At 42.1% G+C, this 16,766-nt stretch carries 25 protein-coding genes and 1 pseudogene; 22 read left to right on the forward strand and 4 right to left on the reverse strand.

Annotation, left to right across the window (positions count from 1 at the left end):
* Positions 1-30: 30 nt before the first annotated feature.
* On the reverse strand, positions 31-1,005 hold the full coding sequence (locus NWF01_07725) for a zinc-binding dehydrogenase (protein ID MCW4024906.1): 975 nt from the start codon (positions 1,003-1,005) through the stop codon (positions 31-33).
* Between the two features lie 94 nt (positions 1,006-1,099).
* Between NWF01_07725 and NWF01_07730 the strand changes: the two genes are divergently transcribed.
* A complete protein-coding gene (locus tag NWF01_07730) occupies positions 1,100-1,327 on the forward strand; it encodes a hypothetical protein (GenBank protein MCW4024907.1) in 228 nt (75 codons plus the stop codon).
* A gap of 102 nt (positions 1,328-1,429) precedes the next feature.
* A complete protein-coding gene (locus NWF01_07735; GenBank protein ID MCW4024908.1) occupies positions 1,430-1,636 on the forward strand; it encodes a TOBE domain-containing protein in 207 nt (68 codons plus the stop codon).
* 6 nt (positions 1,637-1,642) lie between these two features.
* Here NWF01_07735 and NWF01_07740 read toward each other — a convergent pair whose 3' ends face one another.
* Together NWF01_07740 and NWF01_07745 are read right to left on the reverse strand one after the other, a co-directional pair.
* Positions 1,643-1,891 carry a DNA-directed RNA polymerase subunit H gene (locus tag NWF01_07740; protein MCW4024909.1) on the reverse strand — a complete coding sequence of 83 codons (249 nt, stop codon included), beginning with the start codon at positions 1,889-1,891 and terminating at the stop codon, positions 1,643-1,645.
* A 9-nt stretch (positions 1,892-1,900) separates the two neighbouring features.
* Positions 1,901-2,182, reverse strand: a pseudogene (locus NWF01_07745) (hypothetical protein).
* A gap of 200 nt (positions 2,183-2,382) precedes the next feature.
* Between NWF01_07745 and NWF01_07750 the strand changes: the two are divergent.
* The 5 genes from NWF01_07750 to NWF01_07770 all read left to right on the forward strand — a co-directional run bounded on the left by NWF01_07750 (position 2,383) and on the right by NWF01_07770 (position 5,628).
* Entirely contained in the window at positions 2,383-2,676 is a 294-nt protein-coding gene (locus tag NWF01_07750) for a hypothetical protein (GenBank protein ID MCW4024910.1), read from the forward strand.
* A 7-nt stretch (positions 2,677-2,683) separates the two neighbouring features.
* Positions 2,684-3,619 carry a hypothetical protein gene (locus NWF01_07755; GenBank protein ID MCW4024911.1) on the forward strand — a complete coding sequence of 312 codons (936 nt, stop codon included), beginning with the start codon at positions 2,684-2,686 and terminating at the stop codon, positions 3,617-3,619.
* Between the two features lie 281 nt (positions 3,620-3,900).
* On the forward strand, positions 3,901-4,386 hold the full coding sequence (locus NWF01_07760; GenBank protein ID MCW4024912.1) for a hypothetical protein: 486 nt from the start codon (positions 3,901-3,903) through the stop codon (positions 4,384-4,386).
* A gap of 10 nt (positions 4,387-4,396) precedes the next feature.
* Positions 4,397-4,588, forward strand: a complete 192-nt coding sequence (locus NWF01_07765; GenBank protein MCW4024913.1) for a LuxR C-terminal-related transcriptional regulator — start codon at positions 4,397-4,399, stop codon at positions 4,586-4,588.
* Between the two features lie 101 nt (positions 4,589-4,689).
* Positions 4,690-5,628, forward strand: a complete 939-nt coding sequence (locus NWF01_07770) for a hypothetical protein (GenBank protein MCW4024914.1) — start codon at positions 4,690-4,692, stop codon at positions 5,626-5,628.
* Here the strand turns inward: NWF01_07770 and NWF01_07775 are convergent.
* Complete coding sequence (locus tag NWF01_07775; GenBank protein MCW4024915.1) at positions 5,625-6,797, reverse strand: hypothetical protein; 1,173 nt, start codon at positions 6,795-6,797, stop codon at positions 5,625-5,627. The genes NWF01_07770 and NWF01_07775 overlap by 4 nt on opposite strands.
* A gap of 93 nt (positions 6,798-6,890) precedes the next feature.
* Here NWF01_07775 and NWF01_07780 point away from each other — a divergent pair, with 93 nt between their 5' ends.
* The 15 genes from NWF01_07780 (at position 6,891) to NWF01_07850 (ending at position 16,766) form a co-directional block, all read left to right on the forward strand.
* Complete coding sequence (locus NWF01_07780; GenBank protein MCW4024916.1) at positions 6,891-7,118, forward strand: hypothetical protein; 228 nt, start codon at positions 6,891-6,893, stop codon at positions 7,116-7,118.
* Between the two features lie 247 nt (positions 7,119-7,365).
* Positions 7,366-7,746 (forward strand): transcriptional regulator, encoded by a 381-nt coding sequence (locus NWF01_07785; GenBank protein MCW4024917.1) that lies wholly within the window; start codon positions 7,366-7,368, stop codon positions 7,744-7,746.
* Positions 7,743-8,516 carry a ParA family protein gene (locus tag NWF01_07790; protein MCW4024918.1) on the forward strand — a complete coding sequence of 258 codons (774 nt, stop codon included), beginning with the start codon at positions 7,743-7,745 and terminating at the stop codon, positions 8,514-8,516. The genes NWF01_07785 and NWF01_07790 overlap by 4 nt, the downstream gene beginning before the upstream one ends.
* Entirely contained in the window at positions 8,503-8,811 is a 309-nt protein-coding gene (locus NWF01_07795) for a hypothetical protein (GenBank protein MCW4024919.1), read from the forward strand. Before NWF01_07790 ends, NWF01_07795 begins: the two co-directional genes overlap by 14 nt.
* A gap of 265 nt (positions 8,812-9,076) precedes the next feature.
* Entirely contained in the window at positions 9,077-10,225 is a 1,149-nt protein-coding gene (locus tag NWF01_07800) for a hypothetical protein (protein ID MCW4024920.1), read from the forward strand.
* Positions 10,225-10,440: a hypothetical protein gene (locus NWF01_07805; protein MCW4024921.1), complete on the forward strand. Its 216-nt coding sequence runs from the start codon at positions 10,225-10,227 to the stop codon at positions 10,438-10,440. The genes NWF01_07800 and NWF01_07805 overlap by 1 nt, the downstream gene beginning before the upstream one ends.
* 79 nt (positions 10,441-10,519) lie before the next feature.
* Positions 10,520-10,969, forward strand: coding sequence for a DUF2190 family protein (locus NWF01_07810; GenBank protein MCW4024922.1), 450 nt, complete (start codon positions 10,520-10,522; stop codon positions 10,967-10,969).
* A 2-nt stretch (positions 10,970-10,971) separates the two neighbouring features.
* A complete protein-coding gene (locus NWF01_07815; protein MCW4024923.1) occupies positions 10,972-11,925 on the forward strand; it encodes a phage major capsid protein in 954 nt (317 codons plus the stop codon).
* Positions 11,926-12,220: 295 nt separating this feature from the next.
* Complete coding sequence (locus NWF01_07820; GenBank protein ID MCW4024924.1) at positions 12,221-13,516, forward strand: hypothetical protein; 1,296 nt, start codon at positions 12,221-12,223, stop codon at positions 13,514-13,516.
* The gene (locus NWF01_07825) at positions 13,516-13,734 is read left to right on the forward strand and encodes a hypothetical protein (GenBank protein ID MCW4024925.1); all 219 of its coding nucleotides are present in this window, start codon (positions 13,516-13,518) and stop codon (positions 13,732-13,734) included. Before NWF01_07820 ends, NWF01_07825 begins: the two co-directional genes overlap by 1 nt.
* Positions 13,735-13,813: 79 nt before the next feature.
* Positions 13,814-14,050: a hypothetical protein gene (locus tag NWF01_07830; protein ID MCW4024926.1), complete on the forward strand. Its 237-nt coding sequence runs from the start codon at positions 13,814-13,816 to the stop codon at positions 14,048-14,050.
* A gap of 2 nt (positions 14,051-14,052) precedes the next feature.
* Positions 14,053-14,568, forward strand: coding sequence for a hypothetical protein (locus tag NWF01_07835; protein ID MCW4024927.1), 516 nt, complete (start codon positions 14,053-14,055; stop codon positions 14,566-14,568).
* A 377-nt stretch (positions 14,569-14,945) separates the two neighbouring features.
* A complete protein-coding gene (locus NWF01_07840; protein MCW4024928.1) occupies positions 14,946-15,782 on the forward strand; it encodes a hypothetical protein in 837 nt (278 codons plus the stop codon).
* 63 nt (positions 15,783-15,845) lie between these two features.
* Positions 15,846-16,202, forward strand: a complete 357-nt coding sequence (locus NWF01_07845; protein MCW4024929.1) for a hypothetical protein — start codon at positions 15,846-15,848, stop codon at positions 16,200-16,202.
* A 237-nt stretch (positions 16,203-16,439) separates the two neighbouring features.
* On the forward strand, positions 16,440-16,766 hold the full coding sequence (locus NWF01_07850; GenBank protein ID MCW4024930.1) for a hypothetical protein: 327 nt from the start codon (positions 16,440-16,442) through the stop codon (positions 16,764-16,766).

Consider the following 16,766-nt stretch of genomic DNA (forward strand, 5'->3'; position numbering starts at 1 on the left):
GCATTTTCAAACCAAAAACAGGTCAACAAGTTAGTCTTTTGTCACTATCACTTTCAAAGGCTTCTGAGTCATATCATTTGCCGTCTCCAAAGCTTTCTCAAACTCGCCAAGCTTAAACCTGTGCGTAACCAAGCTTTTCACGTCCACGAGTTTTTGGGCAATCAACTCCACCGCCTTTGGATACTGCACAGGAGAAATATAAAACGTTGAAAACATTACCTCATCGGCATCCTCCAAATTCAAAAACCCCTTAGACTCACCAACCAACGCTACCCTACCAGTTTTCTTAGCCAGAAACGGGGTCTGCTCAACAGTTTGCAGTGTTCCAGCGGCTTCAATCACAAAATCTGAGCCATACTGGGTAAGTTTACGCACAGCTTTGATTACATCAGTGGTTTTAGCGTTTATAGTTGCGTCTGCCCCAAACTTTTCTGAGAGCGCCAAACGATAATCCTCCACATCCACAGCAATAACACGGCAACCCTTTAGTCGTGCAATCTGTGTCATTAACAATCCAACCGCGCCCTGTCCAACAACGGTTACCCAATCACCCAAATTCGGTTTAAACTCATCCAAAACCCGTAGCGCCAACGCTACAGGCTCAATAATCGCGGCTTCATCATCACTGACGCCATCAGGAATAGGAATTAAGCTTCGGGGCGGCATTGCTTTAGATTCTGCAAAAAAGCCGTCACGGGTTAATCCATAGAATTTTCCTTTAACGCAGTATGTTGGTTGCCCACGCAGACAAAAATGGCAATGACCACAATTGACAATGGGAATCATGACAACGCGCTCGCCTGTGTCTTGGCGGGTTCCAAAGGCGTCGTGTCCGATGATTCTGCCTTTTTTCATCCATTTCCAGTCGCCCCGATAAAAGTGCAGGTCTGTTCCGCAGATGTTTCCTGCCTCAAAATTCACCAAAACATTGTTTGCTTTGATTTTGGGTTCAGCAACGTCTTCAATGCGGATTTTGTATGGACCATGATAAACGGCTGCTTTCAAAAATTATCACCATAGAACAGAAGTTCCCAAATCCTTTTAGCGTTTGCGGTAACCCTAAATAACCAACAATGAATACACTCTGCGGATGGTTGCATTGAATCTGGATGAGTTCAGTAAAGAAAAGCTGTGGCAAATTATAGTTGAAACAGTTCATATGTCCGTAATGTACCCTACACATAAAGCCTACACAAGAAACAAGATTTTGCCAGAAACCCCCGAGATAACCGCAAAGGAGCTTGCCCTTCAATTGAATATGCCTTTAGCTGAAGGCTTGGTTATTTTAAGTGAGCTGTCTGAAGAGCAAAAAATGCCGCAGCCATAACCCTTAACCATGTTTATATGCCGTTTGCTGCATAAGCAGTACTAAGATTAACCCTGAAAAATCGGTGCAAGTGACCGGCGAATCTGGTTGGAGGTGAATGTTTTGAAGTTAAGTGCAAGAAACCAGTTAAAAGGCAAAGTTGTCTCCGTTGAAAAAGGCGTCATCACCGCAAAAGTAAAAGTGGAAGTTCAAGTTCCTATAACCGTAACTGCGGTTATCACAAAAGAATCCATTGAAGAATTAGATGTTAAAGAAGGAGACGAAGTTGTGGCAATCGTGAAATCCACAGAAATCATGATTGCCAAATAATCTTTTTTATTCTACAACATAACGGTAAGTTACGTGCTCGCCTGCAGTTGAGCTTTTACGAGTAATTTTCAGAACGTCACCTGGTTGAGCGCCGATCGCTTTTACTGCTGGGTCAGCAGATCTGATTTGGGGCATCTGATATGGGTGAACCTTGTATTGGTCAAGCAGGGCGTGTTTTTCTTTTTCGCTCAGTATTTCGTGGAAAGGCACAAGGGCGTGCTCGAAAATGTTGAATACTGGGAAGGATTTGGGCAGAAGTTCCACGTTTTTCTTTTTGGCACCCAGCTTTACTGCGTGAGTGTAGCGTCCTTCGGTGACTACGATGGCGCGGTCTAGTTCTTTTTCTTTCATGAGTTTGTATAGAGTGTTCATGGCGGCTATGCCAACGGTTGCTTCGCCAAGGATGCACCAGACAATAGCTCTTTCTTTTTCTTTTGGCATATCAATAATGTAGGCGTATGCGCCTTCATGCTGCTCTTTTTCTACGAGCTTGTACTTTCTTAGTTTAATTAGGACTTCAGCTTTACGCTCTTCAATTGTTTCCATTTTAGTGCTCAAACCACAAACCTCAAGATGAAATACGCGGAACCTAAAACAAACATTTACAAATTAAACTTTATGGTATTGGACAGCCAGACTTTAACTTATACTTCCTATCTCCCTTCTTTTTTGTAAATTCATCAGTATTTAGGAGGTTTTTTCTTGAGTGAGTTTTCTGCGGATGTTGAAGTTAAGGAGGGCTATTGTTGAGCGAAAAGAAAGGTGAGACTGTTTTGGAGCAGTTTGGTTTCAAGCGTTTCTATTATCGTGAGCGTTCGCCTTCTCAGGGACGGCGGGCTTTGTGTGCGGTGCTTCCTGTTATTGTTGACTCTAACTTGCCTGAATGCTGTGAGTTTGCCCAGGACAAGGTTTCTGAGCGTTCGGAAGGCCGTTTTTGCTGTGTTGATGGTAAGTATTGTTCGCCGGCGTTTTTCAGGAATCCCACAGTTTTCGGTGATTGTGAGGTTCGCTTGGCAGAGTTAGCTAAGGAGAAAACTTAAGGAGCGATTGATTCTGCAAAAAAAACGTGATGAAAGTACAAAAAAGGCGCATTCACAGTCTAGTGTAAAATTTGACACCAAGCAAGATAGTGCTAAAGGCAGAGTGCAGTTTGATACTAATACTGTGAGAACATGGGTTTTGCCATTGCTGCTGCGCCTTGATGTTGGAGATTATCCTGCAAAGGCTGGAAGAATCATAGGTTTAAGCCGTCAACATACTTGGTATTATATTCGTAAACTTGAACTATGTAATCTTATTCATCAGGAAAAACGCAGCAATGCAACTTTCTACATTGTAACTGATGAAGGTAAAAGACTTCTGACGTCATGTGAGGGTGTGATTTTTCCTGCGAGATTGTATCGTTTTGATAAGTGCCAGGTTTCATATGAGATTTTGAGCGAGGGCAGGTATCCTGAAGGGAATTTTCGGCGAGTTGAGATGAACAATTGGACGGCGCTTTTAGGAACGGAATTGGGTGTTAAGGTTAAGCATACGTCAAAAAGCTGGATTATTCATGTGGAAGTTATTCGTGGTCGTAATCCGATTGAGGTCACTAATTTAGCTATGAATTTGGCTGACAGGGTTAAATCCGCTCTTTGCAGTAAATATGGTGTGGTTTTGAAGGAAGGTAAGGTTGTTGCAGGTGAGATTGCACATGAGGACCCGATTGCGACTTTATTTGGTCGTTATTTTACTGTTAGGACGGACAAGCGTAAGATAGACCATAGTTGGAGCATTGGTGAGCTGGAGCACACTCAGAAGGATGCTGTTATTGAATATTTGCAGATGCCTGAAAGAATTAAGAATTTGGAGGGTGAAGTTGTTGGCTTGCGCGGAGATGTTGGCCAGTTAGCTAATGCGCTTAGGTCCATTTTTGATTTAGATAAAAAAGACGATTTGGATTTGCCAAAAGCTGGGGGTGCATCGGGATATGTCTGCTAATTCTTCTTGTTGCTGGCTTGGCTTCGCTAGTTCTAGTCTAGGTATAGCGCAGCCGTGTTCTTGTTTTGGTGTAAAGGTTTGTTTAAATGTTTTTCAGAGTGTTTTTCAGCGAAAAAATGCATGGTCTTTTTCCATGCTTTTAGATGTGGCTTTTCTGGGTGTGTTTGGGTATGTCCAGCGAGCGTTAAAGTTTTGGTGTGTTGATGGAGTGAAATGTCTTGGTTGAACAAAATAAACATGGTTTAGTTGGTAAGTCTGTTCAAACGGAAGAAAAAGCGCCTGTGAAGGCTAAGAAAAAGCGTAGCGCCAGCGATAAGTATGGCCTTCATAGGTATAATCAGGTTTTACTTAAACAGGCTTTGGCAGCTATACGCGAAATTAAGGGTGAGTTGCGTTGGATGCGGCATAAGCTTGACCGTTTGGGTGAGGCTGAGTATTCGCGGGAAGACGTGGAATATTTCTCTGCTGTCGACCAAGTGGACCGTGAGATTATTCAGAGGCTTTTAGAGGTTGGCGTCGATGGTGCTTTGCCCCGAGATGTCGCAGCGGAGGTCAACAAGCGTGGCGGCTATAGTCTGCGTTATTATGAGATTAGCCGTCGATTGGTGCGTCTTAACAAGAAACTTCATTTTGAAACAGGCAACGAACTCTTTGAAAAGCACGGTCACAGGTGGGCGTTGACCAAGTTTGCGTTTGAGGTTTATGGTACCTTAGACGAGAACTTGGCGATTGTCGAAACTTTATTGGATAAAGAGGAGCGGCTTTAGAGCTTTGGCATTGACTGAGCGTGAAAAGGCAATTTTACGCTTGAACGCTGGTGGAATGTCAGATTACAGAATTGCTCGCAAGCTAAAGATGGAAACGCCCAATGTTACCCGTTCTAGAAAGAATGCTTTAAAGAAACTTGAATATGCAAAGACTGATTTAGAGTTTATTGAAAAACTAAAATTAGGTAGAAATTTCCGTTGAATGGACAGACAGAACTACTTTTGTAAACGTGAAGTCTTTTATAGACTTAATAAGGAAGACGCTTAGTAATTTATAAAAACTTTTGAGGGGAGGCTAAGCGCTTGTTCTCTCATGAAGCTCAGTTGATAGTAAGAAAGAAAGCAATACTTAGCATAAGAGCTAAACTCTTAGCTGAATCCCGAGTGTGGTTTGCTAATAACGGCTTTATTGAGGTTCAAGGTCCTATACTTGTTCCAGCAGTCAGCGAAAATCATAGTTCATTAGGCGTTACAAATTTTGCTAAAAAAGCGGTTCTTTCCCAAGGCTTAGAGCCTTACACAGATTCTTTCATTGCCTTATTTCCTAAGATTTTCTCGATCACGCCTGCTTTTCGAGCTGAACAAACAAAGTCCAATCATCATCTTGCAGAGTTTTGGCGCATTGAACTTACCGTTGCAAACCTTGATCTTGAAGGGGTGGTGAAAATGGTTGAAAACCTCGTGAGCTCAGTTTGTCAAAATTTGGCAAAGCAAGTTTATGAAGAACTTAGTTTACTCGGCAGAAATACATCACAACTAGAAAATATTGAAGGTCCTTTCACAAGGCTAACTTATGAAGAAGCTATTGAGCAATTACGAAAAAAAGGTTATAATGTTCAGTGGGGACAAGAACTAAATTGGAACTTAGAAAAACAATTAAGTACCTTACAAAAAAACCCATTCTTTATAACTGAATATCCCATTACTGTTGAAAACCAGTTTTTTAAAGAAAACATCAGTGGGCAGGATCTATCTTTGGTCGCTGATTTATTTGCGCCAGAAGGCTTTGGTGAAATGGGTTCTGGAGGTCAAGTAGAAGAAAAAAAAGTCCTGCTTACCAAAATGAGAGAAGATAAGGTAAATGATGAAATCACGAATTGGTATTTTGACCTTAGAAACTCCAATCAAACATATTCTTCTTTTGCTATAGGTATTGAGCGGTATTTACAATGGCTTTGTATGTTACCTTTGATAAATGAGGCTATATTGTTTCCTCGAACCTCTGAATCAATATATCCCTAAGTTACAAGGGGTTCCAGCTTCTTGATTTTTTTAATGTATCCTTTGAGATTTCGTTTATTTCGTGCTTCCAAAGATAAAAGTTCAGGTGAAAGGGTAATGGGTAAACTAGAAAAAAATATCAGTGAACAGGCAATCAAGGCGCTGGTTTCTGGTGAGAGGTTAGTTAAGCCCGATGGTAACTGTCCTAAGCCAATTGCAAAAATGTAAGTTCCTATACCGAGAGCATAAAGTTTGCTACAGTTTTTTTCATTAGCTAAATCTCCCCAAATAACAAAAAGATATAGAGTAAAAAACATTCCCCAGCTTATTCCTTCAATAGCAAAGGAACATAAGAGTACGGTGCTGTTTTGAAAGAAAGCCGATAATACAATGCTCAAACCATATATTGTACTGCTTATTACTGCACTTGGTTTCCTTCCTATAAAGTCAGCAATTAAACCTCCAGTTACTGCGCCAACTATTGGGAACACGTTTTGAATTATAACAATTTCTTCAAAATTTGCAGACACAAATTGAATAGCTGAGGCGTCAATATTCTTCGAAAAGGTGAAGTTAATAATGCAGAAAAAAATCCATGGCGCTAGAAATAAAAGCAAAACCCTTTTTTCAACTTGAGTTTTTTTGTAAATTCTTTCTGTTGGTCTTATTGTTTTTACATTAATTGATGTGATGATTATGGATAAAATAATAGGAATTAAGATAGCTACGAAATAGGATAACAAACTTTCCTGACTAACAGTGAGATAAATTATAAAAGAGACTGTTAAAAAGACTGAGCAAATGAGACCCCCAAAAACACCTCTTTTCTCAACAGGCGTGTATTTCCAAAAATAAGTCAAAATGCAAGCTTGCCCAATGCTAAAAAATATGCTTGAAATGGAAATTAAAATTAACTGATAAATTGAGGAGGTGAAAAAAACTGGAATGAGTGTTAACACAGTTAAAGTTAGGCAGATTAGAATCAGTTTTACTGTATTTGATTGTCCATTAATTCTAAAGCTTGCAATAATAAAAGCCAGCCCGGCGATAAAGCAGACAAGTGTTTGGCTTAAGCTGATTACATGAACAGAATTGAATATAGATGGAATAATGCTGGCTATTATTATGTAGAAAAAGCTGAAAAAAGCTGTAAAAACCGATGCTATCAACACAAGTGTAGCCTTAGTCAAAGTGAGGAAGCCTCCTTGATTGCATCTGTTGAGGGGTTACTTGGTAGATATATGAGCAAACCTTAAAAGCTTTTATATTTAAAAGTCATACGGGTGAAAAATACGAAAAAAACGATTGAAAGGTTGTCGGAAATTTCTCAAAGTCTCAAACATATTGCGGAAATTGAAAACAACGATGCTCTAGAAGCGGCTATTACAAAAAATGATAAAGAAGCTTTGCTGGAAGTCTGTAAAAAATCTAAGGTACCCCGAGCCTATAGGACCGTTATTGTTAATTTACTGCTCTCTGTTGATCCAAAAAAGTATCCGATATTCCTTTAAAAGATTGATACATGGCTTTATGCAGGCATTTGGAACATATTGGTTTTTTGCTTAAGAGCTGCATATTTGCCCACCAACATTTTTTCTGGTCTTCCAAGACTAGCTTTCTCTCTCCTGTTGAAAAGAGAGGGGCTTTTATTTTTGCTCAGGGTAGGCTTGCTTTTTACCGCTTGTCTGCCATAACTTTTTATATTCTGTAGCTTTGAATCTACAAACCCACTAACCGTGGAACGGGAGCGGGCGGGGAATGGAAAACAAACAATACAATAGTAGTGATTTACTTACAAGAATCACTAAACTGCTTGAGGGCATAAACACAAAATTAGACATATTAACTCAGCAAAATGCCAAGATACTGGAAAACTCTTTTGCCGCAGAAAAACCTGCTAACCACACTTCATCTGACATTATGACGTTGCTTACTTTGCCCGCCTCAGTGAGAAAAACTGGGCTAGCATTGTTAGAGTTTGAAAAAGCGACTGCACAAGACCTTGCCTTAAAGACAGGCAGATCAAGACCAGTAGAAAGTGACTGTGCTAATCAGTTAGTAAGGATAGGATTTGCAAAGAAAAAAAGAGAAGGCATGGAAATTTATTTTTTTACTGAGCCCTTGGAGGTAAAACATTGAGGACAATTTCTATTCATTCCTCTAGAGGCGGGACGGGAAAAACTGTCATAGCTACTAACTTGGCAGCTATACTAGCGCATAACGGATTTAAGGTGGCCTTGCTCGATTTTGATTTCAGGGCACCAAGTCTATGTTTTATTTTTTCTGGAGACCTTTTTCATCCAGTTCAACATTGGCTAAATGATTTTCTTAATGATGATTGTGACGCCAAGCAAGCATTAATTGAAGTCTCTGGAAGTCTTAACGCTAATGGAGGAAAATTGTTTGTTGGATTGGCAGATTCATCTATTGAAGTCATCCGAAATACTATTGATAAGAGCAGAGATGCTGAGGTAACTGCAATAAAAAAGCTCTTTTCTTTGCTCTCAATTCTTCGGGATGACGGGATCGATTATTGTATTATTGACACTAGCCCTGGGGTGCAGTATTCATCGGTTAATGCTTTAGCAGCATCCAATCTGTGCTTCCTTATAACAAGCGCTGATATGGTTGACATGCATGGATGCTCTGAAATGCTGAAAGATATCTATGAAAGTTTGGAAAAGAAAACATTCATTATTCTAAATAAGTATTCTCCAAGCATAAATAACAACAGTTGCACTCATATTGAGTTCATTGAAACAACCCTAAAGCACCCAGTAATTTGTCAAATTCCCTGCTATTGCGAGGTTCTTCTAGCACATAGAATGGGGTTATTAGCAATACAGCAACCTAATCATCCTTTCGTTCAAAAATTAGAGGAGGTAGTTAACAGTATTGACACTCTTTGAAGAGCCGAAATGCCAAAATTTTGAGTTTAGTTTAGTAAATATAAATAGGATTGAAAAATGCTTACAAATTGTGATACTCGATATACTCTTAGAAAAAGAGGCACTGAATAAGAAAGACATTTCCAAAAACCTTGGCATCAGGTTGGGTGACCAACTAAGCCCAGAACTTGTTGATAACTTGCTGGATACGCTGTGGTTTGAAGAGTTAATTATGACTGAACAACGAAAAGGAAAATGTAAATTTACATTAACTAAGAAGGGAAAAGAGTATAGACGGCCAGGTTCAAAGCGGTAAAATTTAAAATCGGGCCTCCTCTTTTTTAAAGTAACAAATTAAAAAATGGACATCGTATCTGCGATATTATCGTGTTTAGGCTCTCAAGCAATTAATGTATAGTTTTAGACTTGTTGTTTGTGATTTAGCTGTGTCTCAGGAAGGCTGTGTTTGTAAGGATTGTAAGCGTGTTAGAGAGTATGTAGCTTCGCTTTTACCTTTTAAAATTGTTGAAGCTGTAAACGGTAAGCCGCTATGCATTGCTGGGGTGGCCATGGTCTCTGGCTTGTCTAGAAACCTTAACATTTACACGCCCAAAGAGTTGGAAGCGTTTTCAAGCAAACTGGTTGAAGCGCCGATTTATCTTGAGCATGTGTCTGCTTCAAATGCTGTTGGCAAGGTTACTAAAACGAGTTGGGATGGGCAAAGGCTTCTGTATGAAGCGGAAATTTACGATGAGAATACAGCTGACAAAATTCGCAATGGGCTGATTCGGCATGTGAGTGTCGGCGCAGATTATAGCACTTCGGATGTTGTTGATGCGATGGTTCCGCATGGCTTGTTTAACGCTGAAATGTCACTTGTGGCGGTTCCTGGTATTCCTGAAACAAGCATCAATGTTTTGGAGAGTCTTGCGCATGTGCATACTGCTTTGCCTGCCTCTGGAAAGGAGCGTAAACCTGTTAGGGCGGTTCACGAGAAGTTTTCTGTTAAGGAGTTGCTTGAGTCTCTTCAATGTGTTTTTTGCGGTGCTCCAGGCGAGTACCTTGTCAGTGTTTGTACACCCTGCGGTGATAATGCGCAGTCTTTGGTTATGGAATCCTTAATGCGGCTGCCAGTAAGGGAAGCGGAGAGCGATTTGCCCAGCAGTTTTACGGCATTTAAGGTAAAGTTTGTTGCTGGTCCAGATGCCTGTGATAAGTGCAAGGCTTTGGATGGTAAAGTGTTCATTTATGGTACTGAGCCAGAGCCGCATACTGGCTGTAAATGTCCAGGGTACCAAGTTGTTGAGCGGTTGCATGTCCACATTAATTTTAGGGGTGTTGAAAAGTTGGAAGAAAAAGACATTGCGCAGGTAGCAGAGAAAGTCGCTGCTAAGGTCGGCGAGAAAAATTCCTTTGAATTTGAAAATATGAAAACTAAACTTGCTGAGGCAGAGGGCAAGTTAAAGACTGTTGAAGGTGAACGTGACGCTTTCAAGAGTGAAGCGGCGGCTGCAAAAAAGACGGTTGAAGATTACAAAAAGTTGATGCCGGGTGTTGAGTTGTTGGCGGATCCTCCGGTGTTGATGCCTGTTTCTGAAGCTGTGTCAATGATTAAAGGCGTATTGCCTGGCCAAGTGGTTGAACGTGCTTGGGGGTTTGGTCCGCAGCGGATGTGCCAAGAACTGCAGCGAGCGGTTAATTCGCTTGAGAAACGGCTGGTGAAAAAGTAATGGCTGAGTTACCTGCTGACGGAAAAATGCATGAAGTTGATAATGCTGAGGCTGATGATGTTATCGAAGCAGCTTCTCACCAGATTTTGCCTAATGAAGCGATTGGGCGAGTAATTCGAAACATGTACAAACGGATTCAAACCTTAGAGGCTGAGGTTAAGGACCTGAAGGGCAAGAAAGCCAAAAAGGCTGCGCCTGTGAGTGGAGGTTCTTAGTTTTTGCTCACTTTTGTGGGGCTAGTAGCGCCAAGACGAATTGGTGTGAATGCAAAAATTTTGGGGAGATTGATTTTAGATGACTGATAAAACTTACAATACGAGCATGGCAATTGGCGAAACTGATGATCCAACCGCTGTCATTGAATCCTTTGAAGTTGCTGCTGCTGTTACCAAAGGTGACCCAGTGTATTTGAGTGCGGACCATAAGGTAAGTCCTGCGGCTGCGGCGCAAGATTGCATTGGGGTTGCTGTGAAATCTCAAGCTACTGTTGGCGGGCAAGTTTCCGTATTAACTAGAGGGCGTGTGAAGGTTGCTGCTGGCGGCGTTATTAATCGGGGTAAAGCGGTTTATGGCGCTGATGCTTCTAAACGTGTCCTTGAATTAGCTGATGTTAGCCAGGCTGTTGACGAAGGCGGCGCTGCCAAATACACTATTGCAGTTTTCATGAACCGTAAACTTGGTACTGCTCTTGAGACTACCGCGGCTGCTGACGATCTACTCTTCATTCATGTGGGGAAGAATTAGGTATGAAGCCGAGACTTTATGAAGCTTTAATGGCTAAAACTGGCGAGCAAAGGGAACTCTACGAGAAACTTAGGCAATCTGCTGGGCTTCCGTTCCTAAAGCGTTATTCTGAGATGGGTATCAAGGAAGGTTTCTTTAGTGACATGGCGGGCGCTGTTGGCAAAATGCATGATACCATGGTTGATGCTGCTTGGCCTGAATTAATTGGCAGAAGTATTATCAATGTTATGCCAACTTCTGAGGCGCAAGAGCGTTTTCCGTTGGATGCTGGTGCAGTTGCTTACAAGTACGCCGAAGGTGCAGTTACTATGCTTAGTGCAAAGAAACCTACGTTTGTTGACATCTACACAAATGAGTTAGCGGAATCTTCAGACGAATGGGCTAAGGAGTATCTTGAGGATGCTACTTGGAACGTTATGGATCGAGCAATTAACAATGTAGGTATGGCTTTAGGTCAAAGTGAAACCGAAGCTATTCTTGCGTTGTATGCTGGTGTTTCAGCTGCTGATTTGGCGACTGGTGCAGCGTTGACAGGCGGCGGGGCTGTTGCTTCTTGGGCTGACATCTTAAGCTTGCATCATGCGGTGAAAAGCGAGAAATGGCGTCCTAACGTGTTGGCTATTAACGAAATGCAGGTCCACCAATTGCTTAACGATGATAAATTCGTTAAGTCGGTGTATCTGCCAAGTAGTCAAACCGACATTGAGCAGGGAACTATTGGAACCGTTTTAGGCATGAAGGTACAATCGAGCACTTTGGTGCCTAACGGTACGATGTATGCTATTGATACTCGTGTTGCTTCTGTGATGCTTCTGCGCCGAGACGTAACTGTTGAGGATTGGGAAGACATCAAAAACGGCAAATACGGTGTCCGTGCTACAACTCGCTTTGGTTTAGGCATCCTTCGCTCGAATGCTATCGCTAGAATGACTAACGTCAAGCAAACTATGACTTAGGTTGTTTGGCGTTTCTTTTTCCCTTTTTTAGTTTTTCATGAAAGATTTGGAGTGTTTAGGGCTTGACGGGGCTGAGTGAACGCTTGGATATTGCGGAGGTTATTTTACGTGAGCTTAGTCGTGGGTCTCTTCGGCGGGTTGAGCTGGAGAAACGGGTTTTTCGTAGCAGAAATATTAGTTTTTCCTGTTTTAGTTTGATGTTTGCTTTTCTGGTTCATGATGGCGCTATTGTGAAGTCTGACAGCACGAAGAATGCGCCTTTTAGGTTAACGGATAAAGGTAGGGCGTTTTTGGCTTGGAGGGCTATGTCTTGAAAAATGTTTACAAGATGTTAAAAGAATATCTGGGTTCTATTCCAAGTGGCGCCTCGGCGTCACCTAATGCAGCCGTTTTTTACGAGACTGCTACCATTCCGTTAATTGACATCATGACTTTGTATGATAAGGATCCAACTTGCAAGAGCAGCGTTGACTTGTTGGCTGCTTCTACTGTTGGGATGGGTTTCTATACTACGGTTGATGAGACGTACGAGAAGGCAGCTGAGGCCAAAGCAGTTATTGACGATTTCTCTGAGACTGTTAATCTTGATGGGCTTCTCAATGATATGGCCATTAGGCTTATTGCTTGTGGCAATGATTTCTGGCTTAAGTTAAAGCCTGGTCAACTCTCTGAGTTTGTCCGGATGCCTTCTGATTCGATTGAAAAAATCTTGTTAAGTAAAGTTCCCGGAGTGAAGATTCCTTATAAAGTTGAAAGTTACCAGTTGAAGTCATCTTATCGTGATGGCTCTTCTAATGGAAAATTGGCACCTGACGCGGTTTTGCATTGGCATATTCATCAAGACGTCAATTCGGGTTATGGTGTTGGGTTGCTGCAGGTTCTTTTGCATGTTTTAGCTGTGGGTAATGATAAGAGGCCTGCGTATGCTTGGATGAAGGCCAAGATTGAGCGGATTATGCCCAAGATTTTTGAGAAATATGCTGGTCCTGACGTGTTGGTTTATTTGCCCGGAGCTAAAGAGGATGTTATTTCCAAGTTTCAGAACACTATTAAGAATCGCCCAGAAGAGGGCGCTTGGCTTTTCTATAATGGGCAGGACAAGACTAATGGTCCTAATGTAAGCCTTAATCCTTTGCAGATTGATCCAAGGGCGCGTTTTGAGTATTATCTTGACCATATCATAAATCAGTTCTATCTTGGCTGCGAAACTCCGTTGCCACGATTGTTTAGTACTCCTGGTTTTACCGAGGCGTCAGCTAAGGCGGCTGTGGAGTTGCAGGATATGCTCATTAAACCTGTTCAACGCTACGTTAAACGGCAGGTTGAGCGAGAAATTTTTGCTAAAGTGCTTACTCAGAATGGTTTGGATGCTGTGAAGGCTAAAGCTCGTTTGAATTGGAGCGTTTCAGATACTCCAGTGTTCTTGGTTGGTGATTTGATTTCTGCTGCTGACAAGAATTTGATTAGAGCTGAGGAGTTCCGCAAGAATGCAACAAAGTTTGGCTGGCAGCTTTGGGAGCCTGAGAAAGATGCCGCTCAGCCAAGTCAAAGTAGTGTTTCTAAGCAATCTAAGCCTGGAGGTGAAAGTTAATGGATTTTGCAACTATGGGGATTATTGTCTCTTCTTTGATTGCTATCTTTGCTGCTCTTGGGGGTGCAAGCTTCAAGATGGGCAAGGACAAAGTCACTGCGCTTTTGGATGACGTTTTGGATGCTGTGCAGGATGATAAAATCACTGAGGCAGAATGTCAAAAGATTGCAGCTGACGTTAGAGCGATTCGCAACGGCGAAAAAACAGGCTCAAGTTAATTAGCCCTCAAAATTTGGCTTGTCTCAGCTCACTTGTGGGGCTGAGCAAGAATCCAAAAAGTGGAGGTAATAAAAAATCATGACAAATGATCAAGACATTCAGTATGGAGATAGCGCAGCGGCTGCGCGTGCGATTCATAGTGCATTAAGTGGGTTGGAGGCGGTTCCTTCTGGTCACAGGGTTACTAAGTGGGCTTTCACTTGGAACGTTGACGGGTCTTTGGCTACTGCTGTGGCTTATGAGGATTTGGCTGTTCTTTTTACTCTTACTTACACGTGGGTTAGCGGTAATCTGCAAACAGTGGTGAGGTCCTAAACATGTCGATTACTGAGGCTGCTTTGGTCATTAATGAGCAGAAAAAGATTGCGGGAACATTAAACGATGTTAAAGCTAAAACGGATTTGATTCCTGCGCAAATCGCTGCCCTACTGTATATTGCTGGAGGCTGTGTTTACCAGCTTAGTGATGACGTTTTGATTGCTGATGATTCAGTGGTAAGCAAGGATACAGCAGAATACGCCAAAGTCAAAGAAATTAACGTTGGCTACCTTTCGGGGACGTTGCGGATTGCTTTTGACAGCAGAGATCCAAGCGGTGCGGAGCATTGGGTGCATGTGCGAATCTACAAGAATGGTGTGGCTTTGGGGACTGAGCGAAGTCAAAATGGCGATTGGTATACCTACAGTGAAGATTTAGAGGGCTTTGCTAAGGGTGATTTGCTGCAGTTATACGTTAAAAATAGTGATGCGGGTTTCCCGGTTGAGGTGTGTAATTTTAGGATTTTAGGAAAATTCCCTATTGTCGCTGCACCTATAGTTAACGTTGTTCCATAAGCTTTTTTGGCTTAGCTGATTTTTCTTTCTTTTTATTTTATTCTTATTTTATAGTGTCTTTTTTATTGTGTTTATTTTTTAATGCTTGTTTTTTATGGCGTTTTTTGGCGCAAGAAGGCTTTTTTGCTGTTATTTTCAGATATTGGTGCCGTATTGAAGTTTGTTTAGGGAGGTGAATGTGAATGAATAAGAAAATGTTTAGTTTATTGCTGGTTGCTATTTTGGCATTATCTGCGGTACCAACCGTTTTCGCTATTGACTCCGCAAGTATCGATTCAGATACCGGACAAATATTTGACAGAAATGAAGAGTTTAACATTTCATCTAGTTACTATTTGCCGGTCGGCGTATACTTGTTTGCTACTATTGAATGCAGGTTGTACAGGACGGTCTCTTTTTTTAATGGCACTTTTTTTGACGAATACGGTACATTACATGGTTCAACTGATGAGCAATGGATATCTACAGATTATCTTGGCAGTGCTATGAGTGGTGGAATAACATTTGATGCAAACTTTGAGCAGGCGACGACTCTGAATAACTTGGATGACTGGTATGATCCTGGCGGTGCTGGCTACGTTTGGCCCCCGTTTCCAACACAATGGGAAGAAGTGCGATTCGATATAACCTATAGAGTCGAATGGTTCTTGAATTATTTTGGGATCGGGATTTATGAACTGAAAGCAGAATCTGGGCTGTTAAATGTAGCTCATAGCGAGATTGTGCGCTGGGCTGGAGAAGACATAGATGTCCAAGTGCTCTCTGGCTTTGGCGGCGCGGAAGGTCTCGAAAACATGGGTGGTCTCTATGAGAAGGCACCAGACGGTGATTACGCTACAGTTGGTGTAGCTGACATTGGACCGCCAGTTAGTCAATATGGTGTCACAGCACTCAGGATTCAGTTGCTGCCTCCAGAATCAGATTGCGAATACTGCGGTGAAAGTCTTTCTAGTGAACCTATAACTTACAACGTTGGCATTTATGTGCACACTGATGATCCATATCTCGCTGTGGGCGTTCAGATATTCGGCTATATTGATGATACATGGGAGAGCTTAGGATATTTCGCGGTCTCTGATACAACGCCTCAATGGTACAATTCTGAGCAGTCGGCTTCAGGAATCCGAGAAGTCGCCATAGCTGTTTCCCCTGCTGTCACGAATGCGGGTATTCTGAACATCAACACGATGAGGTTGGTCCCCGGAGGGTGCTAAGCCCTTTTCTTCCCTCTTTTTTTGTCGGCGGAAGATTTTATAAAAAGGTCAAGGTAATAATTTATGACAGGTGATATGTTGAATAAGACAAGAATCGCTGTCGTGGTACTCGTCATTCTTAGTGTCGTTTGGTGCGTCGGCTGGTGGGAGCAGATCTATTCAGTATCCACTTACGAGGTCACTGGCGTTGTGGATACGCACGATATCGTATCCTCTAGTGACTACGTGATATGGCTAGATGATGGGCAGGAGCTGAGGGTCGAAGGCAATTTCTGGCACGACATCGCTAAGGATGATGTCTGGGGGCAAGTTGAGAACGGCAAAAGTTACATATTTGAATGCTGGGGTTGTCGGCTCGAGATCTTTGAGTTGGGCGTCTATTGGTATCCCAACGTCGTCAGCGTCAAGGAAGCTCCGTGATGCTCGCGACTTGGGTTCATGTATAATGAATTGTCATGATTGCGTTGTTGCGCAAAAAATTCCTTGTGGTTGTCATTTTGGCGCAGTCTTTCTTTGTATTACTATTTCATAGTTGTTTTATAAGGGTTGTTTGTTTCCACTTTTTTTAAATACGGGGTTTTTTCTGGGGGTTTTTTTCGCAAGATTGCTTTTATGGGTTTAGTTTCTGATTTGGCTATTGATTAGGGTGCAGATTGGTTGGTTGATTACTGCTCGGTTGCTGATGTGAAGCCTGTTTTACATATTGATTTAGCGGAAACCAGCGAAGACGTTGAACTGGCCGATTGCGTAACTGACAGCAGCGACAAGGTGGATAACCTGTTAAAGGTTGAAGGCTTAGTGGTGCCTGCTGTGGTTCCCCAATCAGTCAAGATTGCAACAAAGTTTTTTGCTGCTTGGCAGTATCGGCGTCGTCGTGACCCACAGGGCGCGCAGGTCTTTTGGTATGATGCACAGGAGACATTGAAGGCGTATATTGACGCTGAGCAGGCTAAGGAAGAAGAACCTATCGTGGGGAGTGCCTAA

The organism is Candidatus Bathyarchaeota archaeon (assembly GCA_026014585.1).
In the GTDB taxonomy this organism is placed as follows: Archaea; Thermoproteota; Bathyarchaeia; order Bathyarchaeales; family Bathycorpusculaceae; genus Bathycorpusculum.

Bases quoted from the DNA above. Each gene is read 5' to 3' on its own strand.
- NWF01_07785 (MCW4024917.1), top strand. From the start codon at position 7,366: ATGGAAAACAAACAATACAATAGTAGTGATTTACTTACAAGAATCACT.
- NWF01_07805 (MCW4024921.1), top strand. From the start codon at position 10,225: ATGGCTGAGTTACCTGCTGACGGAAAAATGCATGAAGTTGATAATGCT.
- NWF01_07810 (MCW4024922.1), top strand. From the start codon at position 10,520: ATGACTGATAAAACTTACAATACGAGCATGGCAATTGGCGAAACTGAT.
- NWF01_07815 (MCW4024923.1), top strand. From the start codon at position 10,972: ATGAAGCCGAGACTTTATGAAGCTTTAATGGCTAAAACTGGCGAGCAA.
- NWF01_07825 (MCW4024925.1), top strand. From the start codon at position 13,516: ATGGATTTTGCAACTATGGGGATTATTGTCTCTTCTTTGATTGCTATC.
- NWF01_07830 (MCW4024926.1), top strand. From the start codon at position 13,814: ATGACAAATGATCAAGACATTCAGTATGGAGATAGCGCAGCGGCTGCG.
- NWF01_07835 (MCW4024927.1), top strand. From the start codon at position 14,053: ATGTCGATTACTGAGGCTGCTTTGGTCATTAATGAGCAGAAAAAGATT.
- NWF01_07845 (MCW4024929.1), top strand. From the start codon at position 15,846: ATGACAGGTGATATGTTGAATAAGACAAGAATCGCTGTCGTGGTACTC.